This is a genomic window from Paenibacillus marchantiae (genome assembly GCF_028771845.1).
GTDB classification, from domain to species: Bacteria; Bacillota; Bacilli; order Paenibacillales; family Paenibacillaceae; genus Paenibacillus; species Paenibacillus marchantiae.
The window spans coordinates 888,394-908,666 of sequence record NZ_CP118270.1; the positions used below are offsets into that span (position 1 = coordinate 888,394).

The window sequence follows — 20,273 nt, forward strand, 5'->3', positions numbered from 1 at the left end:
GTATGCCATAAAATGGGGTTTAAGGAATAGAATCATTCAACCGTTTTCTGCGGATTGGAAGTCGTTACGGGATTTTTTCAAAAAGCTTACATAAAAAAGCCCGGGAATCATCAGCTCCCAGGACTCTCATTCATTGATATAGTCATTCTGCATACGTATACAAATTCCGGTCATCTTGCTGAGCCTCGGAAACTTGCTTACGCCGGATCTTTCGTATCCGCCGTCTCCGGCTCCATAATTTCGGTGGTATCCGGGTCCAGCCAGTTCGCGAGCAGGGTTCGCACATATTGAAGATCACTCTCTGACAAATCATAGTACCATGTGCCGCTGCGCGTTGCGCCTTCACCCTTCAGCATGTAATTGCTGATTGTTGGCGTGCTGTCTTTCATATATAGAGACTCGGCAAATTTCACGATGAAATCCGAGTTCATGTTGGTTGTAAAATTCGATCCAGCGATTTGGATAACGTCCGGGATCTTGGTCAGGTTTTTGACCTCAAGCGCACGATTCATGAAGGCACTTAGAAAAAGACGGTGCCGCATCGTCCGATTGAAATCGGAATCTTCCCGGTAACGCACATAGCCCAGCGCTTCTTCGCCGCTGTAGATCGGTTTGTTCGCTTCAACAAACAGCTTCTCATGTGCTTTCGATTTGTTCTCAATATTTTTCTTAATCGGCAATTCAACACCGCCAACCGCATCAACAATATCCTTGAGTCCGTTAAAATTAATCGCGGCATAGAAATCGACTTTGTTTTCCAACAAATGCTCCACGGTATCCATCGCCATCTTGGCTTCACCATGCGCATAGGCTGAATTAATCTTCGACTTCACATCCCGGCCGATAATATCGGTGTAGGAGTCACGTGGAATCGACAGGAGCAACACTTTATTTTCTTCCGGACGCACAACAGAATAGATCATGGTATCCGAACGGCTTGGTTCGTTATCCCGTTGGTCAATTCCTAGCAACAACAGCGAGAATGGATCGGTATGTTCTACAACAGGTGCATCCTTATCGCCAACAGGCTTGAAGGATTCATCGAGCGTTTCCTTTACGGTTTCCGAAGCAAACAGGTTAAATGCAAACACAACGAGTTGCTTTTGATAGATAAATCCGAGTCCCCCCAGCACAATTAAAGTACTCAGGATGATAATCAAAGGTTTCTTCCATCTCTTCTTTGGTTTCTTCGGCTTCCGTCTGGTTAAATGTGCGGCACTGTTCTCCATCATATCTCCTTTAATAACGGTCTTAGAATCATTTAACTATATTAATAACACGTTTTCAATAGATTACGTTATAATCTGCTATACAAGAAATGACAGAGAAGGAGTGATGAACGATGGAATATCGACGTTTGGGGAATAGCGGTCTGCGCGTTTCCGCACTTGGACTCGGCACCAATGCCTTTGGTAAACGGGCGGACGACCCGACTTCGATCCGCATTATTCATGCGGCACTGGATCAGGGAATCAATTTTATCGATACCGCCAACATCTACGCCGGAACAGAATCGGAGCGGATTATTGGACAAGCCTTGAAGGGCAGACGGGAAAACGCTGTGCTTGCTACCAAAGCCGGACTTCCCCGGCATGAAGGTCCCAATGGGCGCGGTTCCTCCCGCTATCATTTGCAGCAAGAGCTTGAACATAGCCTGCTGCGTCTGCAAACGGACTATGTGGATCTGTATCAGATCCATACTTTTGATCCGCACACACCGCTGGATGAGACGCTGCGCACATTGGACGATATGGTCACTTCCGGCAAAGTCCGCTATATCGGAGCTTCCAACTATGCAGCCTGGGAGCTGATGAAAGCCCTTGGTACCAGCGAGCTAAAAGGATATGTACGTTATATCTCGACCCAAACCAGCTACTCTCTGGCTGATCGCACACCTGAGCTTGAACTTGTACCGATGTGTCTTGATCAAGGCGTAGGTATCATTCCATATTTCCCGCTGGCTGGTGGCATTCTGACAGGAAAATACAACGGTGAAGCGGGCGTGCCTTCCGGTTCCAGAGCGGATACCGATCCGGCCTTCAATCGTTTCCTGCTGGAACACAATATTAAATTAGGTGAGCAGGTCAGCGAAAAGGCATCGGCGTATGGCTGCTCTCCAAGTGTCCTGTCGCTTGCATGGCTGCTGGCACGCCCTGCTGTTTCGACGGTTATCGTTGGGGCAACGAGCACGGAACAGCTGGAGCATAATCTGGCTAGCCTGGACATGAAACTGACCGATGATATAATCTCGCAGCTCGATCAACTCAGCGACTCTTTCCGTCATGGTAAGCCATTTGCGACTTATCGGATTAATTGAACCAATACAAAAAACCTCCCGGCTAAAAAGTCTGGGAGGTACAACTTCACTACACTCTGTAGTCTAATAAAGCATAGAAAAAATCTTTCTATGAATTAAACATCTGTTTTATGTTGGATAAATTCCTGCATGATTTCCATGTATTCATCCTTACGATCACTTAACACATCAAAGAACACCTTGTCCGCGGCTTCAACAAGATGAATACCTTCAAGCGCCAAGCGAGTTCCTTCCGGCGTTGTTGTAATAATATTCGCACGGGTATCGGTAAGATGACGCTTGCGAGTTATTAACTCTCTCTTTTCAAGAGCACGGAGCACTTGAGAAGTAACGTTAACATCCACATTGGCAAATTGCGCAAGCTGGACCTGAGTTACCCCCTTGCCCTCTGTATCGCGTTCATTAAGCCACACACAGGCATGCAATAATACAAATTGGGGTTGTGTTAATTCCAGAGGCTCGAGCACCCTGCGTATTTCCTTTTGCCACATCGTAGTAACCTGCCATAGCAGATACCCTGGACTTTCCTGAGCATTTTTATACCGTGAGCTTTCCATCTCATATACCTCCATCATTACACCTTGAGCTTCATCCTATCTTATAACGATTGTCGGAACGCATGCGTTTCAACGTTGTACATTTTCAGCGGAAAACATTAGCGTGAAGGAATAAATTGCTTGACCCATTGACCAAATCCATGTGGATTACGGCTCTGGATCAGGACTGTACCTTCACCTCGGAATCGGCATACCAATCCTTCTCCACTGGTCACGCTAGATAACCAACCTTGTGAAGCTTTCTCAATGCGATAATTCATATAATTGGGCCATGCGACCAAGTGGGCATTATCCACGATCACTTCTTCACCCGCAGCCAGATTAATCGCATGGATTGCACCATAGGATGATAGGAACACTGTTCCTCGCCCACTGATCTCTATAATAAAGAAACCCTCTCCCGAGAAGAGACCTTTCTTCAAGTTTTGCATTTTGGTATTCACCTGGATGCCTTCCGTTCCGGCCAGAAATCCATCTTTCTGTACGTAGAGCGAATAGGAGCCATCCAGTTCAATCGCCTCCACATCCCCCATGCTGGAGGGTGACAACAGAATTTCCGCAGATCCACCTGCAGCCGTTAATTCCTGAAAAAAGAATTTCTCGCCGCTGATCATTCGTCCGAATCCGGCAAACATACCGCCTTCAGCAGATCCCTTCAAGTCAACGGTTGGTGTCATGGATACCATGGCCCCGCTTTCTGCCTTGAACCGTTCTCCCCGTTGCAATTGCACCTTAAGCATCGCAAATGCACCATCATATAGAATTTCATAGTTCACGGCTTCATCAGCTCCTTATTGTCCGTGTTAAAATCATTTAACCCATTATCCTCTAACACTGAGAATTTGTCTCCGTATTCCTTAATAATGTGCTGATCTCCCCAATTACAAAGGGCATTCAGAATCGGTTCCAAACTTCGGCCATATTCACTCAGTTCATACTCCACCTTGGGAGGTACCTGATTATACACAATGCGGTTCACAATCCCGTCATCTTCAAGCTCCCTCAGCTGCTGTGTTAACATTTTCTGCGTAATTGCGGGCATAATACGTTTGAGATCACTAGTGCGTTTCTTCCCGTGTGTCAGATGGCAGAGGATAACGCATTTCCACTTGCCACCGATGACTCAAGTGTCGCTTCAACTGAAATATTATACTTCTTTCTGATCATGCTGAATGTCCTCCCGGAAATTGTTATTCATAAAAGCAATTGCTATATAGGCACTAAAAAGTACGTAGGGTACTAAAAAGTACGTACTATTCATTTTATGTCGAATAACTCATAATAGCATTTGCCGGTACGTAAATCTACATTCTGGGGAGTTGAACAAGACATGTTACATGATTCAAAACGCAGTACCTGGGCACTGCTGGCGCTGGCAATCAGTGCGTTTGCCATCGGCACCACTGAATTTATCAGCGTTGGTCTGCTGCCCCTTATTGCAGATGACCTGGGCATTTCCGTAACGACAGCGGGACTGACCGTTACTTTATATGCATTAGGCGTAACCTTCGGGGCACCGATTCTGACATCATTGACGTCAACGGTGTCACGCAAGACGCTGCTGCTTGCCATTATGGTTGTTTTCATCGCTGGTAACACCATGGCGGCGCTCTCGAGTGGAATTACCATGCTGCTCATTGCGCGAATTGTCTCCGCCTTGGCACACGGAGTGTTCATGTCCATTGGTTCCACCATTGCGGCAGACCTGGTTCCTGCAAACCGACGGGCGAGCGCTATTGCCATCATGTTCTCTGGTTTGACCATTGCTACAGTAACTGGTGTACCCCTGGGTACACTCATCGGTCAAAACTGGGGATGGCGCGCAGCTTTCATTCTTATCGTTGTCGTAGGTGTTGTGGCCTTTATCGGCAACATGCTTCTCGTGCCATCCACGTTGCAACGCGGAACGCGAACTGCCTTCCGAGAACAACTGAAGCTGGTAACAGGCGGACGGTTGCTGCTGGCTTTTGCCATTACCGCCGTGGGATATGGGGGAACGTTTGTGGTATTCACTTATCTGTCCCCACTATTGCATGATATCAGCGGGTATTCCGAGAAAACGGTCGCGGGAATTCTGCTGCTGTACGGGATCGCCATTGCTATCGGCAATATTATCGGGGGGAAAGCCGCCAACCGCAATCCGCTCCGAGCACTCTTCTATATGTTTATCATCCAGACCGTTATTCTGGGCATACTGTATTTCACAGTTCCATTTAAGCTGGCAGCGTTACTCACGATACTCGGCATGGGTCTGCTTGCCTTCATGAATGTGCCAGGGCTTCAGACGTACGTCGTGACGCTCGCAGAACGTTATGCTCCACAAGCCAAAGACGTCGCCTCCGCCTTCAACATCGCAGCCTTTAACGCAGGTATCGCAATAGGTGCATATTTGGGCGGTGTAATCACAGATTCCATCGGTCTGATTCATACCACATGGGTTGGTGCAATTATGGTTCTGGCTGCTGTTCTTCTGACTGGTTGGGCAAGAGCGCTTGATCGTAAACATCCCTATTCCCCATCAGAGTCGTAAGACAGGTTAGGAGGTTCGGTCAGATATCAGCCTAAACACGCGTCTTTCCTAGGTTGAAGCTGCAACTCGGAACCGGTTTCGCCTTTATTTTAATCTAGTATAATACGTTAATTCGAATTTAATCTACTATGACTTAATGAAGGAAACTAGAATTTATCGTTTAACATCGTTACTATCATTTTGATTCATAATATGAGGAGGACTTCACATGACAGCACAACATTTACAATCCACAGTAGCTTTAAATAACGGCGTTCATATGCCTTGGTTCGGACTGGGCGTATTTAAGGTAGAAGAAGGAGCTGAATTAATCGAGGCCGTTAAACAAGCCATTGCTCACGGTTACCGCAGTATTGATACAGCTGCTATATACGGCAACGAATCCGGTGTAGGCCAAGCGATTGCCGAGGCATTGAGAGAGAATAATCTGAAACGTGAAGAATTGTTCATTACGTCCAAAGTGTGGAACGCAGACCTCGGATATGATGAGACGCTTGCGGCATATGAGACAACGCTGAACAAACTTGGACTGGAATACCTGGACCTGTATCTAATTCACTGGCCAAAAGCAGGGAGATACAAAGGCGCATGGAAAGCGATGGAGCAGCTGTACAAAGCAGGCCGCATTAAAGCCATTGGCGTCAGCAACTTCCAGATTCATCATCTTGAAGATCTGTTGCAGGATGCTGAAGTGAAGCCAGCAATTAATCAGGTAGAGTACCACCCTCGTCTGACTCAAGCTCCACTTAAAGCATTCTGTGAGAAAAACGGAATTCAATTGGAAGCTTGGTCGCCGCTCATGCAGGGTCAACTTCTGGACAATCCGGTTCTGACCGAAATTGCCACTGCAAAAGGTAAATCGGTAGCACAAGTCATCCTGCGCTGGGACTTGCAAAACGGTGTCATCACCATTCCCAAGTCTACCAAGGAAAAACGTATTGTCGAGAACTCTTCCATCTTCGACTTTGAATTGTCCAATGATGAGATGGAGCGTATTAGCGCCCTGAACGAAGATGTTCGCGTTGGACCTGATCCTGACAACTTTGATTTCTAATTGATGATTCTAATTATGTCGGAGTATATTTCCTCTAGATAAACTAAGTAGGGCAAAGCCTTGTTGGAGCCTGCTTTGACATACCATAGCCAAAAACCACCGGATCAAGAGCCGGTGGTTTTTGGTCTTCCCTTTTCTTATCTTCTTCTGTTTAGCGCCGAGAAACAATCCATGTGTCATATTCTCTTTCCACTAACTAAGCTCGCCAACACTGCACATTTCAATTAAAAATGTTGTATTTCAATTTTTAACTATTGAAGCTGCCACAAGGCAGGAACGTTGGATGGTTCCCATCCTGCCAAGGAGGTGTGGGGCTGCAAACATTTATACGTCTTGCCGCTATATGTGACCAGTTGTCCCGCAGTATAAGCTGTGTTCACCTGCCATGCGGATACACCAGGATTTGTCGTTTCGGCGGCTGTCTTCACACTCACCGCGTTGCTCGCTGCAGACACGTTGCCTGCCGCATCCTTTGCTTTTACCGTAAATGTATACGAGGTATCCGCAGCAAGTCCGCTGATCGTTGCCGTCGTACCGGTTACCGTTGTTGCCAGTGTCGTTCCGTTGTACACGTCATAACCCGTTACACCCACATTGTCAGTGGATGCCGTCCAGCTCAGCGTTATGCTGGATGTCGTTTGCGCGGTCGACGCAAGGTTCGTTGGTGCAGTTGGTGCTTGCGTATCGCCTCCCGGCTGAGCCGTTGTACTTACAGTTACAGCATTACTGGCTGCAGACAGATTACCTGCTGCATCTTTTGCTTTTACCGTGAAGGTATAGGAAGTACCCGCTGTAAGTCCGCTGATTGTTGCTGTCGTTCCGGTGACCGATGTCGCAAGATTAGCGCCATTATAGACGTTATAACCGGTAACGCCTACATTATCCGTTGAAGCATTCCAAGCCAGCGTCACAGAGTTTGCCGTCACACCTGTCGAACGAGCATTCCCGGGTACGCTTGGTGCCGTCGTATCTACTGGTGGCACTGTACCTCCAGTAGGCAGATCGGCTTTCAGTTTGTTTTGGAGTGTTTTGTTACGGTCACCGCTGAGCTCCCAGAACATCGCTCCGCCGAGTCCTTTGCTCTTGATATAAGCCGTTTTATATCCAACGGACTCCGCATCGTCATAGCTGATAAAGCGCTTGTTGGACGCATTATAGAGATATGGCACTTTGGCTGTGTCATTCCAGTAACGCGTATACCCGTTTTTGTTGATGTAATTGGCTTCCAGATCGTAGAAGTCAAAGGAGCCTGCTTCCCATGTTCCAACGGAAGAACCACCCGTGCACGTCTGATACTGTCCGTTGCCTGCTTGTGCGCATCCATCCCAGCCACGACCGTAGAATGGAACACCAAGCACGAGTTTAGCGGCCGGTACACCTGCATCCAGATGCCCTTGTGCTCCGGCTGCCACATTAAATGTATTGGCATCTGGCACGCCAGCGGCTGAAGCTGCAGGATCATAGTTCAACGGCGCATTATGTGCGCTGATTTTTTGCCAAGCCCCGTTAAAATCGTATGTCATAATGTTAATCCAGTCGACGATGGCAGCAATTTTTGCAAGCTCCGTATTGGAAGCATAGGTCGCAGATGCACCGCTTGCAATCGTAAGCAGATACTTCTTGCCGTCCACAGCTCCCGCTGCATCCAATTTTTCACGGATTTTGCTCAGGAGCAATGTGTAGTTTTGCTTATCTTCAGGACGTTTGCTGTTACCATCGAGACCGCCTGATACCGGGTACTCCCAGTCCAGATCTACCCCGTCAAAATTGTACTTCCGCAGGAAGTCAACAGCAGAGTTCGCAAAGACCTCTCGAGTTGCAGCAGTCGCGGCTACATCAGAGAAACGGTTGGACCACGTCCATCCTCCAACGGAGATAATAGTCTTCAGGTTAGGATTAGTTTGTTTCAACTTGTTAAGCTGATTGATATTACCTGCAATGGGCTGATCCCACGTATCCCCTGCAAATGTCTTGCCCGTATCGATCCATGGATCGCCGAGCACAATCGTTCCGTTCGGTACATTGATCGTTTGGCTTTTTTCATTCTGACAGGTCCAGGTTACAGGATTGGGGCCCGAAGGGTCCGGATTTCCATGAATGCCGTTCCAGCAAATATCAGCAAAAGCATAGTTGATATGCGTCACTTTGGTCGGATCGATATCAGCTACATTATAGTTTCTGCCGTACGCAGCCCAGGACGGATAGTAACCAACAATTTTATAAGAATCTGCTGCTTCGGCCGTAGCAGGTTGGAGCGCGAAGGAAGGAACGATGACGGATAAGAGCAGGGACAGACCAAGGAAAAACTTTGCAGTCTTCTTAAAAGCAGTGTGTTTATTTAAATGTATCATTTAATACACAACCTCCTCTGTCTTTTGCGTGCTAAGCCCATTCAGGAATGGACGATGTGCGTTCGAGAACTGGTTATTCGTATACGCGTCCCAGTTGATTGACCAGGTCATAATGCCTTTGAGTCCGGCATAGCCCGCAGGCTGGCGCAAGGTATAGGAACCGCCGTATGATACTCCTTTGATCAGATAATTCAATGCCTTTTGCAGCTCAGCTGGCGCCGTATAGCCGCCTCCAGCCGCTTGCTGGGAAGCTGGTACGCCAATCGCGATCTGGTCCGGGCGCAGAGGACTAAAGAATGGACCCGAGCTTCCGCCTACGTTAAACCCTTGAAGCAGCATTTCGGCCATGGCGACATGGAAATCGGCTGTTCCTTGAGCGTAAGAACGTCCATCCAGCCCCACCATCGAACCGGTGTTATAGTGCTGCACATGAAGTAGGGTCAGGTCATTGCGCAAGGCATGAATCACTGGAAGATACGCCCCCCAAGGACCACCATAGTTCAGATATCCGCCTTGTACATAGGCCGTTTCCGGTGCAGCGGTCAGGACGAAATTAGCACCAAAGTGTGATTTAAGCGCTTTCACGCCGTTAATCAGGTTAACGATCTTCGGAGTCGTTGGACTGCGGAAGTCGGTATCCCCCGCATTTAAAGACAGGGAGCTTCCTTCAAGATCGATGTCGAGACCATTGAATCCGTAAGTTGAAATAATGGATTTTAGGGAATCCTCGAACTGTTGTCTCTTGGTCGCATCTGTGAGCTCAATCGTGCCATTGGCTCCCCCCATAGATATCAGTACCTTCTTCCCTTGGCTTTGAAGGTACGCAATGTCCGACTTGAACTCTTCTACCGTAGCGTTATACGGAGTAAAAGCGAGCGTTCCGCTGCCGGGTGAAATCGGCTCGGCAAAGGAGACATTAATAACATCATAAGCTGTTGAAACGTTGCGCAGTTTAATGTTGGTAGAGCCATTATCGAAGTTGTGCCAGTAGCCGATCAGCCATTTGCTGCCGCTAGGCCCAGGATTCGAAGATCCGTTGGAAGTGGTAACGCTGAGAGAGGTGCTTGCTGCGGACAGATTGCCTGCCGCATCTTTTGCTTTGACTGTAAAAACATATGTGGTGCCAGCTGTCAGTCCTGTGACTACAGCCGTAGTCGTTGAAGTGTTCGCCGCGAGAGTACCGTTCCGGTACACTTCATATCCGGTTACGCCCACATTGTCCGTGGAAGCGTTCCAGGTAAGATTGACCGATGTATCCGTGACGAGGGATGAGGTTAAACCTGCAGGGACGGTAGGTGGTGTCGTATCCGGAGTTGGAGTTCCCCCTCCCGTACCTTCCCCGACGTATTTCCACAATGCAGGCACATTTGAGGGCTCCCATCCGGTCAAAGCCGTATGGGGCTGAATACATTCATAATCTTTATTTAAATAGGTTACTAGATCTCCTTGTTTGTATGCGGTGCCTGCCTGCCACTGGGCAGCGGCGTCTGCTCTTGGTGCAAACCACGTAATAATCAGAAGAAATGCCAAAGCGAATGTAATGACCGGGCGGAATCGAACAGCTTGATTCAAGCAAAATCCCTCCTGTATTCAGATTATTTTCACCTTGCAAACAAAGCTTCACTGGTGCACTTACATGTGATCCGCGATCTATAGAGCTTATAAAACCGTCTGACGATGAGTATCGCTTCACTCCCTTCCCTTATCAAAATGGACCTTCCCTCTCGTATTCTTTTTTTGCAGACATCATCCAAATTTACAGGGAATTTACAGATCCTCACCCTGTATTTAATCAGTAAAATGCAATTGAGATAAGGGATAAATTATTTCTATGGGGGGCGAAAAATGTAATATACCGCGCAAAAAGGCCGTCTATCAAGTCATTAAGAGACTTGATAGACGGCCTTTTTTTTATTTTATAAATAAACGGATGTATCACCACGCTTATTTTAACTTCGAGGAGACTAGTTCAAATGACAGCATACCTTCGAAAGGTTGCCACCCATCCTCACCGGATAAAATAACAGGCACAGTATATTCGGCCGCTTCCTGATCACTGAGTATTTTCGACCATGGAACTCTCCCCATCACACTTCCGGCCCCAGGTCCGGCACTATGATATTCGAAGTACGCTACCGTCGCTTCCGCATCGTTCTTGTTCCAGTTATGCCAGCCCTCCTGCTTCACATGCGCCCCCATCCAGCAGTTCAGGAAGCAGACTTTGGCATGATTACGCCACGGTCTACCTAGATATACGGACTGAACGGGGGCGTTGCTGGTCAGGTCACAATCGATAAACACATAGCCATAACGTGCATCCTCTGGTGTGGAAGCAGCCGTGATCCAGCCATTCACTTCTCCCTCTGCAGCAGCAACATCGCTCAAGCGATTCTTCGCAAAAATCTCACAGCCCTGAAACACAGCCGTAGCCGAGCCAAAAATAAAATCCACATCGCCCTCAATGTAACAGTCCTCATAATATTGGCGCAGCTTCCGCCGCTCTGCCCCGTCACGCGGCCCCCCGAAGAAACTCCGGTCAATGGGCTGCTCGGGCAGCGTTCCGGTAAAGATCGTGTCCTGGTGACCTATAAATCGGCAATGCCTGAAGGCTGCCCGGTCCCCATCCACGTAGACAGCCAACGCCTGACCCACCTCACGACCAGGTCCAGCCGAGTTGATGAAGGAAAGTCCTTCAGCGGTGAAATCATCTGCACCAATAAAGGTCGTGTACGAATGAAAGGTATGATACAACTCCCCGTTCGGGAACTTCTTGAGCGCATAATCATCATACGTGATGATAGTCTGATCAGCTCCCGCGCCGACGAGGTGAACCATCGGCTTCTCGATGTGTAGTTTTTCAATATAAGTGCCTGGCTTTATGCGAATCGTATACTTTTCAGTGCAGTCGGCCGGAATCGCATCAATGGCAGCCTGAATAGTGGGAAAATCGCCGCTTCCGTCCGCAGCAACCAGGTAACCTTTCCTGTACAGATCCACATCTGATCCATGTGACAGAGGTTTGTTCATGGCAATCGCTCCATTTCCAGCGCAGCCAGCAAGAGCGGTGCCATGCCCATGAACGAGTCACTTACAATCTGCTCGCCGACATAATAACTGTATGAACCATCCCGATCCAGACTGAGCCCTGCCCCGTGACAGATCGCGTTCAGCTTCACGACTTCCTCCGTTTCTTCCATCAAACGGGACGTCAGTCCCTGCCATCCCTTCTCTGCGGCCTGCCTGAAATGCGGCTCAAGGTAACGCAAGCGGACGCCCTTCGCCATAGCATACACAAACATACTTGAACCCGAAGCTTCCAGATAATTGCCCTTGCGGAATCCCTGATCCAGCACCTGGAACCAGAGCCCGCTCTCCTGCTCCTGTACACGTACCAATGCATTACACATGCGCTCGAAGATGCCAATGATTGTGCCCCGTTGCGGATGATGGATCGGGAAGTGCTCCAGACTATCCACGATCGCCATCGCATACCAGCCCATCGCCCGGCTCCAGAAATGTGCGGAGCATCCGGTTACGGAGTCGGCCCAGATCTGCTCCTTCGATTCATCCCAGCCATGATAGAGCAGACCCGTGCGCGGATCACGCGTCTTGCGTTCGATTAGCAAAATCTGATGAGCCACTTCATCCCACAGATCAGGTCGGTCAAACGTCTTAGCATAATGCGCCAAGAATGGGGACGACATATACAATCCATCCAGCCACATCTGGAACGGATAGATTTTTTTGTGCCAAAATCCGCCCTCCGACGTTCGGGGCTGTCCAGCGAGCTGGGCTGCGAGCAGATGCGCAGCTTCAGCGTATCGCTGATCCCCGGTGGTTTCCAGCAATTCGAACAGGTTCTTACCCTGATTAATCTGATCCAGGTTGTACTCTTCCAGGGAATACGTTCCGATGGAACCATCCTCCTGAACATACAGATCCATATGTCTTTTCATAAAAGAAACATACTCTTCCTTGCCATATTGCTTGCCAGTGCGTGCCATTGCCATTAACGTCATTCCCTGAACATATGCCCACCGTTCCGAAGGAAACACATGATAGCCCTCTCCATCGCATTGCTGGCAAATCATCTCCGCTATTCGCTCCGACCAAGATAACTGCGTCTGTACTTGCATAAAAGAACCCTCCCTGGACCTTGAATGTTGTACTCAGCCTATCCTCCTTAATGCTCAGACACCTGCTGACGGCAAACTGCCGTCGAATTGCGATGATTCAGCTTCGGTTGGATAATCACCGGATAATCCGTCTGCTCATCACGGATCAACGATACGATCAACTCTGCTGCCTGTGCTGCCAGTTCATCCAGCGGCGGGCCAATGGTGGTTAGCGCCACCTCGGCATACTGCATATCCGGCAGATCATCATAACCGATTAACGAAATATCATTCGGCACATTGTAGTCGGCTTCCAGCAAAGCCCGCAGCGCGCCTCGGGTCACCAGGTTGTTCAAGCCAATAAATGCCGTTGGCGAATCTGATTCAAACGTATAATTCCGAATGGCAAAATAACCATCCTCCCAGGAGGAATGTGCAGGCAGCACATGACGTTGATCAAAATCAAGGCCTGTGCGCTGCAACGCTTCCCGATACCCTTCAAGCTTGATATTTTGGGAGTTGCCAATGAAACCAATTCGGCTATGTCCCAGTGATTTCAGATGCTCAACCGCTTTGTATATGCCCTCTTTCCGGTCAATCTTGATGTAAGGGGAATTCGGGGCTTCATCTGTACCAAGCACAAAACATGGCATGTTGAGTGTCGCGAACTTTTTCCAGAAGGCATCCCGATTGTCCAGCGCATAATCCCACAGGATACATCCATCCACGCGAAGCTGGCTAAAAACATCCAGCCCATCATCCGCGACGACCAAAATCATCTGGTATCCCCGCTTCTTCAGCTCCGCATGCAGATTGCCCGATATATTCGAGAACAACGGATTGCTCAGTTCATCAAGAACAAAACCGATAATGTTGCTTCTGCCGGTGGAAAGCTGCTGTGCCATAATGTTTTTTCGATATTGATGCTTCTCCGCAACCGCGAGCACCTTCTGCCGCGTCGCCGGTTTGATGCGGGGATCACCGTTGAGCGCCTTGGATACTGTGCTGTAGCTCACTCCCGCCAGTTTGGCAATGTCCTTAATGGTTATCAAAATCAATCAACACCTCTCAACCCTTGGGAAGCTTATTGCTGTGCGGCCTTATACCGGTCATATTGCGCCTGTCTGCCGGCAATAACCTGCTCAATGTTCATTTTTTTCAAAGTCTCAATATAACTGTCAAACTGATCCAGACTGGCATCTCCGCTTATAAATTTGAAGTTCATCTCTTCCACATATGTCGTAATATCAGGCATGGACATGCTCTCTACACTCGCCTCATCTGGCAGAGCATATACGAATGGAAACGGCTCGTGGATGTAAGGCTCCAATTCCTTGTCGAGCTTGGCATGCCATTCGGCCACAACGGAATCCGCCGAATCAGTAGACTGAATGTTCGGCAGATTCACGGGACCAATGCCGAGTTTCTGGATATAGTCATTATCTTTGCCTTTGTCCGTGAATGTCTTCACGCCATTCTCTTCGGTGTACGTATCATCCTTGATTCCCCACGTATAATACGTCTGCGCTTCTTCACTAACCGCATAATCCAAGAAACGGAAGGCGAGTTCAGGATTTTTGCTATCTTTGGAGATTCCAAAAATCCCACTCACAGGAGTACGTCCAATATAGAACTGGTCTCCATGCGGTCCTTTCAGTGGCAGAATGCCTTTGAAGATGGGCTCCACCGGATCATAATCCTTGAACAGCGGGCTGTAGACCATCGACATGTACCAGCTAAAATTAAACGTGGCTCCGGTTACATCCTGCGAGATGCGGGAGGTCACCTGATCACTTGTGGTACTGGCATAGTCCACCCCGAGCAGTCCTTCTTTGTACAGCCCGTTCAGGTATGTCAGATATTCCTTGTAGGCAGGCTCATAATAGCTGAAATGTACCTTACCCTGGTCATCAGCATAGAACTGATTGGACAGATCAAGACCAAAAGCAGGACCAAATGCCATCGGCACAAACTTGGATTCCATGGACAACGGTATTTCATCCGCCTCGCCGTTTCCGTTCGGGTCGTCTGTCTTGAATTTGCGCAGCATCGCTGTGAACTCATCCAGTGTCGCAGGTTCGTTCAGTCCCAGCTTCTTCAACCAGCGTTCATTCACCATAAACAAGGGCATGTAGTTTTTCGTAAGCGTTTGCTGCGGAACATAATACATTTTACCATCTGGCGTCGTTAAACTGGCTTTGACGGAGGGGGATTTGTCGTAAATTTTTTTGAGATTCACACCATACTTCTCCACCAGGTCATTCAGCGGAATAAACAGACCACTGTTAATGTATTTCATGAGCTGATCCTGATCCGGCAGATAGACGATATCCGGCAATCCTGTTCCGGCCGCAAGCCTTGGATTCACCGCATCTGCATAATTCTGCGGCGGAATGAGATCCCAATCGACTGTTACCCCGGCATTACTCTCAATTTTCTTAACAATCTCGGCAGTAGAGAGATCCACGTTAGTCGTCCATGCGTTAGTCCCGAGAATCGACAGCTTGGCATCTTTCTGGTCCGTTACCGGACCTGCCCCTGTGTAGTTGAACGCTGGCTCCGAGCTTGGTGAAGCACTGCCCTTATCTCCCCCTGCTCCTGTACTGCTGCTGCATCCGGCGAGACTGATAGCAAGAATCACCGCGAGAACACTTTTTCTTCCGGCCCCTCTGATTATCATCCGTTATTCCTCCTTGTTATGAACAACCTTGGGTGAAGCATGGTGATCAATAAGGCTATCCTTTCACGGCTCCGAGGGTAATCCCTTTGACGAAGTACCGCTGGATAAAAGGGTAGATCGTAACGATTGGCAGAATGCTGACCACAATCGACACATACCGAACCTGAAGTGTGGACACCGCGAGCGCACCCGTGGTCATCGTGCCGCCCATTTTTTGCATGACCTCCGGTGATGCCATGATCAGCACCCTGCGCAGGAACATTTGCAAGGGCTGCATATCCTGTTTGCCCAGATATAGCAGGGCTGAGAAGAAGTTGTTCCAGTGGAATACGGCGTAATATAACGTTAGTACGGCAAGCGTTGGCTTGATAATGGGTATCGCCAGACGATACAGCATCGTCAGTTCATTGGCTCCGTCTATGCTTGCACTTTCGAAGATTTCATTCGGAATACCCTCAAAGGCTGAGCGGCAAATCATGACGTTAAACGTAATGACCAGCACAGGAAGCACCATCACCCAGCGGGTGTTATATAGCCCCAGTGACGTAATCAGCATGTAGACCGGGATGAGTCCACCCGAGAAATACATGGTGAAGGCGATGAAAAAGTTCAGCTTTCTGCGCAGGAAAAATTGTTGTCTGGATAACGGAAATGCAGCTAGACACGTAGCTACAATATTCAGCAGTGTACCTATAACGGTGTACCACAGGGTGTTATAGAAGGACACCCACAACTCCCGGTATTGGAGCACCATTTTGTACCCGGACAAAGTGAATCCTACCGGCCACAACGCAACCTTTTGTTTGTCGATCGCATCAACTGAGCTGAATGAAATGCTGATCACGTACAGAAAAGGATACAGCGTAACGACGACTGCCAATATGGTCAGCAGGTAGACAAATCCGTAGAATAACCGGTCACTTCTCGATTTTTGCATACAGGTCTCCTTTTGGGTCGGGATATGGTCTTACCAGAGTGACATCTTGGTCAGACGCCGGGTCATCGTATTAGCCGCGAACACAAGCACAAAGGTGATAATAGAGTTGAACAGGCCGACGGCTGTCGCAAATCCGTAGTTCTGTCCTTCAATCCCCATTCGGTATACGTAGGTGGATAACACGTCTGCGGTCTCATAGGTAGCACCGTTATAGAGCAGATATACTTTCTCAAATCCTACGCTCATAATGCCTCCAAGCGACAGGAGCAGCAGGATGACAATCGTTGGTTTGATACTGGGAAGTGTCAGGTGCCATAGCTCATGGAATTTGTTGACGCCGTCAATTTTGCCGGAATCGTACATTTCGGGGTCAATGCCCATAATGGCTGCAATGTAGATAATGGAGCTGAAGCCAAAGCTCTGCCAGATATCGGAGCTGGTGAATATCGTTCGGAACCATCCGGCGTCCATCATGAAGTTCACTTTCTCCATACCGAGCTTGGCAATCAGGGTGTTCACGATCCCGTCCGTGGGTGACAGAAAGTTAATAATCATGCCCGCGACCACGACGGTGGAGATGAAATGCGGAAGGTAGGTGACGGTCTGGGCGAACCGCTTGAACGTCTGATTCTTGATTTCTACAATACAGACGGCGAACAGAATGGGGATGGAGAAGCCGAACAGGAGCGGCAGGAAGGCGAGCAAAAACGTATTGCGCAGCAGCCTCCAGAAGTAGATGGAATTCACGAACTGATCAAACCACCTCAGGCCCACCCATTCCCCGCTGAACATTCCCTGCCCCGGCATGAAATTGCGGAAGGCCAGCAGCATGCCCGGCATGGGAACATACATGAAGATGACGTAATACAGAAAAATGGGTGAGAACATCAGCAGCAAATACTTATCCCGTTTGATCAGGCTGAACAGCGTGGACATGCGATTTTTCACCTTTTAGACTCCCCTTCATAATAAAATTACAACGTTTGAATTTTTGGACATAAACATGCCACTTCATGCATAAATCAAATCATCCTCTTAAATACAAAAACCGTTAAACCCCTTTAATAATGGAATATTAATAAAAATATGAATCGATTGATGAAGTAGATATAAACTTAAGCCTATAATTACAACGTTGTAATTTTACCCTAAATGTATACGCTTACATAAACTATTTTTCCCATCTTAGCAAAGTCCATCTGGTTTGGCAACAACAAAAATCAGTGTTTGCCTGCGAAGAGATCTGCATGCTTTTGTCGATCTGGGAGACAGGTTAGCGGGCAAAAAAGCGCGAAAAAAAGGGCAATGAACGTATTTCTTTCGTTCTGCCCGGTCCTTGTCCTGCCTACGCCAGCGTTCTGGTGCAGCGCAGGATTGTTCTATTTTTGAAACGTGTACCTGTCCTCTTGGGATTCTACATCTGGTTTCGATACTCCATCGGTGTTACACCCGTCAAGCGCTGAAAAGCCCTGTAGAACTGACTGACATTGGAGAACCCCAGCCCAAAGCTGATGGTGGTCACAGAATCTGTTGTATGGCGCAGTCGTCGGGTGGCTTCCTCCACACGCAAATTCAGCACGTACTGATACGGCGTTGAACCTGTCAGTGCCTTGAAGGAACGCATAAAATGATATCTGCTCTGGTGCGCAACCGCCGCCATCGATTCAATGTCCATTGGACTTGTATAGTCACTGTGTATATACTCCAGCACGCGCCGCAGATGGGGGTCAATGAACGCGCCGCCACCGTGGCTGCTTGTTTGCTGATACAGATTTTGAAGCTGCCCGTAAACCAGACCAGCCCCCCCACTCCCCGCCACACCTATTCCTGCGGTTGCCAGCGTCAGGTTACTCCCATTCGGTTGACCAGTCAGCATTCGTCCAAGATATGTCTCTACTGCAAGCTCCGTTTCCTGTATCTGCAATGGTTCAGGCGCATCGTCCAGCAAAATGGCGTTCCAGCCTCGAAACAGTCTGCTAATTTCAGCAGGATCGAAGGTTTGTGTAGTCCGAAATTCGGTCTGCTCCCCTTGCCTTCCTGAATCCTCCAATCCGCCAGCTGGCGGCTTACGAAACTTGATAACGATAACCGCGGAATCCGAACCAATCTCAAAAAAGTGCTCCATCCGGGGATGTGCAATAATCCCTAGTCCTGCTTGTAGTGGATAAGCATGCTGTTCCTGCACCAGATGGCATTGCCCTCTTACAGGCAACGTAACCTGATACCAGTCATCATGCACATGAGGTTCATTGGTGAATCCGCCAGAAGCCTTCCACAATTCCAATCCATTCAGCATCATATTTAATTCCATCGTTTCCTCACCTGCTGACATTATAGCAAATCGTGCTCACTTTCCAAGCACTTTTCACAAAGACAATATCTGTCTGTATCTTTTATCATGGTAAAAAAAATAATTCGAGGTGATCTCCCGTGGCACAAGCCGCTGTAAGCAAAATGCAAATCAATCACTCCGCCAATTGGGCGCTTGCCGGAGTCAGCTTCGCCCATCTGCTGAATGATGCGATGCAGACCGTTGTTCCATCTGCTTTTCCGCTGTTCCAGCAGACCATGCAGCTCAGTTTCGCCCAGATGGGCTGGATTGCCTTCACATTGAATATTACCGCATCGGTTCTACAGCCGCTGGTCGGTTATATGTCTGATCGCAAGCCCATGCCGATCCTTCTGCCTGGCGGCATGTTGTTCTCCCTCATCGGTGTTCTCGGCTTTGCCTTGTCTTCCGAGCTATGGATGCTGCTTGTCTCCGCAGCATTGATCGGCATAGGCTCATCCATTCTGCATCCCGAATCCTCACGCGTTGCCCATCTGGCGGCAGGTCGAGGACGCGGAATGGCACAGTCCATCTTCCAGGTCGGTGGCAACACAGGTCAGGCTCTCGCCCCGTTGCTGGTTGCCTTTATCCTGCTCCCGCATGGACAGCTTAGTTTTCTGTGGCTAATGGCTTTTGCCCTAATCGGGATCTTTATCCAGTCTTCCGTTAGCCGTTGGTATAGAGACAAATTGGCGGAAAATCGCAGCCGTCAGCAACAGCCTGTACAGGCAAATGGCATTGTGCAGCCTGCTGCCCCACCTGTAAGTCGGGGATTTATCGCTTTTACAATGGGGATCCTCATCCTGCTGCTGTTTTCCAAATTCGTTTATATTGCCGGCATGACCGGATACTATGCCTTTTATTACGCCGATGCGTATAACCTGCCTCTTTCGCAGGCCCAGATCTGCCTGTTCGTTCTGCAATTTGCGGGTATGGTTGGAACCCTGCTCGGCGGCCCACTGGCTGACCGTTATGGACGTAAACCGATGATCTGGTTCTCCATCGCGGGTACTGCACCATTTTCACTGCTGCTGCCTTATGCGGGACCTGCTCTATCCATGGTATTATGCGGCATCATCGGTTTGATTCTGATGTCCGGCTTCAGTGTCATCATTGTCTACGCACAGGAGTTGCTGCCGCGTCATATTGGGACGGTATCGGGATTGTTCTTCGGCCTGTCGTTCGGCATGGCGGGACTCGGCTCGGTTGTGCTCGGTTCCCTGATTGATGTGACCAGCATTTCATTCGTCATCAAGCTATGTTCTTTTTTGCCGCTGCTCGGGGTGTGTGCTGTATTCCTGCGCCGGGATCGGCCAAGAAACGCCTAATATGCATTGAAACGTCAGTCGTTTTGTGACTACAATAAGGTCAGGATAATGGAGACAGAGGCTAAACAGAAGGAA

General features: G+C 48.7%; 16 protein-coding genes and 1 pseudogene. 4 read left to right on the forward strand and 13 right to left on the reverse strand.

The genetic code is table 11. From position 1 onward, the window contains the following. Nucleotides 1-197: 197 nt before the first annotated feature. Nucleotides 198-1,232, reverse strand: a complete 1,035-nt coding sequence (locus tag PTQ21_RS04045; RefSeq protein WP_309304326.1) for an LCP family protein — start codon at nt 1,230-1,232, stop codon at nt 198-200. A gap of 110 nt (nt 1,233-1,342) precedes the next feature. Between PTQ21_RS04045 and PTQ21_RS04050 the strand changes: the two genes are divergently transcribed. Further along, complete coding sequence (locus PTQ21_RS04050) at nt 1,343-2,317, forward strand: aldo/keto reductase (RefSeq protein ID WP_274568908.1); 975 nt, start codon at nt 1,343-1,345, stop codon at nt 2,315-2,317. A 95-nt stretch (nt 2,318-2,412) separates the two neighbouring features. On the opposite strand, the gene PTQ21_RS04055 is transcribed toward PTQ21_RS04050, so the two are convergent. From PTQ21_RS04055 to PTQ21_RS04065, 3 genes and pseudogenes are all read right to left on the reverse strand, one after another. Continuing rightward, complete coding sequence (locus tag PTQ21_RS04055) at nt 2,413-2,874, reverse strand: MarR family winged helix-turn-helix transcriptional regulator (RefSeq protein ID WP_063567752.1); 462 nt, start codon at nt 2,872-2,874, stop codon at nt 2,413-2,415. Nucleotides 2,875-2,972: 98 nt separating this feature from the next. Continuing rightward, the gene (locus tag PTQ21_RS04060; protein WP_063567751.1) at nt 2,973-3,650 is read right to left on the reverse strand and encodes a TIGR00266 family protein; all 678 of its coding nucleotides are present in this window, start codon (nt 3,648-3,650) and stop codon (nt 2,973-2,975) included. Then, a pseudogene (locus PTQ21_RS04065) lies at nt 3,647-4,041 on the reverse strand (winged helix-turn-helix transcriptional regulator). The gene PTQ21_RS04060 and the pseudogene PTQ21_RS04065 overlap by 4 nt, the downstream one beginning before the upstream one ends. A 163-nt stretch (nt 4,042-4,204) precedes the next feature. Here PTQ21_RS04065 and PTQ21_RS04070 point away from each other — a divergent pair. Next, nucleotides 4,205-5,404: an MFS transporter gene (locus PTQ21_RS04070; RefSeq protein ID WP_072733806.1), complete on the forward strand. Its 1,200-nt coding sequence runs from the start codon at nt 4,205-4,207 to the stop codon at nt 5,402-5,404. 208 nt (nt 5,405-5,612) lie between these two features. Beyond that, nucleotides 5,613-6,458 (forward strand): aldo/keto reductase, encoded by an 846-nt coding sequence (locus PTQ21_RS04075; protein ID WP_072733807.1) that lies wholly within the window; start codon nt 5,613-5,615, stop codon nt 6,456-6,458. A 251-nt stretch (nt 6,459-6,709) separates the two neighbouring features. Here the strand turns inward: PTQ21_RS04075 and PTQ21_RS04080 are convergent, their stop codons facing one another. The 9 genes from PTQ21_RS04080 to PTQ21_RS04120 form a co-directional block, all read right to left on the reverse strand. Then, nucleotides 6,710-8,809: a glycosyl hydrolase family 18 protein gene (locus PTQ21_RS04080; protein WP_274568909.1), complete on the reverse strand. Its 2,100-nt coding sequence runs from the start codon at nt 8,807-8,809 to the stop codon at nt 6,710-6,712. After that, on the reverse strand, nt 8,810-10,381 hold the full coding sequence (locus PTQ21_RS04085) for a chitinase (RefSeq protein WP_274568910.1): 1,572 nt from the start codon (nt 10,379-10,381) through the stop codon (nt 8,810-8,812). It abuts the gene before it with no gap. Between the two features lie 372 nt (nt 10,382-10,753). Continuing rightward, nucleotides 10,754-11,836, reverse strand: coding sequence for a pectinesterase family protein (locus tag PTQ21_RS04090; RefSeq protein ID WP_274568912.1), 1,083 nt, complete (start codon nt 11,834-11,836; stop codon nt 10,754-10,756). Continuing rightward, nucleotides 11,833-12,945 (reverse strand): glycoside hydrolase family 88/105 protein, encoded by a 1,113-nt coding sequence (locus PTQ21_RS04095; RefSeq protein ID WP_269054299.1) that lies wholly within the window; start codon nt 12,943-12,945, stop codon nt 11,833-11,835. The genes PTQ21_RS04090 and PTQ21_RS04095 overlap by 4 nt, the downstream gene beginning before the upstream one ends. 47 nt (nt 12,946-12,992) lie before the next feature. Continuing rightward, entirely contained in the window at nt 12,993-13,976 is a 984-nt protein-coding gene (locus PTQ21_RS04100) for a LacI family DNA-binding transcriptional regulator (RefSeq protein ID WP_274568914.1), read from the reverse strand. 32 nt (nt 13,977-14,008) lie between these two features. Further along, nucleotides 14,009-15,604 (reverse strand): extracellular solute-binding protein, encoded by a 1,596-nt coding sequence (locus tag PTQ21_RS04105; protein WP_274568916.1) that lies wholly within the window; start codon nt 15,602-15,604, stop codon nt 14,009-14,011. Between the two features lie 55 nt (nt 15,605-15,659). Next, nucleotides 15,660-16,541, reverse strand: a complete 882-nt coding sequence (locus tag PTQ21_RS04110; RefSeq protein WP_063565907.1) for a carbohydrate ABC transporter permease — start codon at nt 16,539-16,541, stop codon at nt 15,660-15,662. 30 nt (nt 16,542-16,571) lie between these two features. After that, nucleotides 16,572-17,489 carry an ABC transporter permease gene (locus PTQ21_RS04115; RefSeq protein ID WP_274568919.1) on the reverse strand — a complete coding sequence of 306 codons (918 nt, stop codon included), beginning with the start codon at nt 17,487-17,489 and terminating at the stop codon, nt 16,572-16,574. Between the two features lie 466 nt (nt 17,490-17,955). Then, nucleotides 17,956-18,852, reverse strand: a complete 897-nt coding sequence (locus PTQ21_RS04120; protein WP_274568920.1) for a helix-turn-helix domain-containing protein — start codon at nt 18,850-18,852, stop codon at nt 17,956-17,958. Nucleotides 18,853-18,971: 119 nt separating this feature from the next. Between PTQ21_RS04120 and PTQ21_RS04125 the strand changes: the two genes are divergently transcribed. After that, complete coding sequence (locus PTQ21_RS04125; RefSeq protein ID WP_420800354.1) at nt 18,972-20,198, forward strand: MFS transporter; 1,227 nt, start codon at nt 18,972-18,974, stop codon at nt 20,196-20,198. Nucleotides 20,199-20,273: the final 75 nt, after the last annotated feature.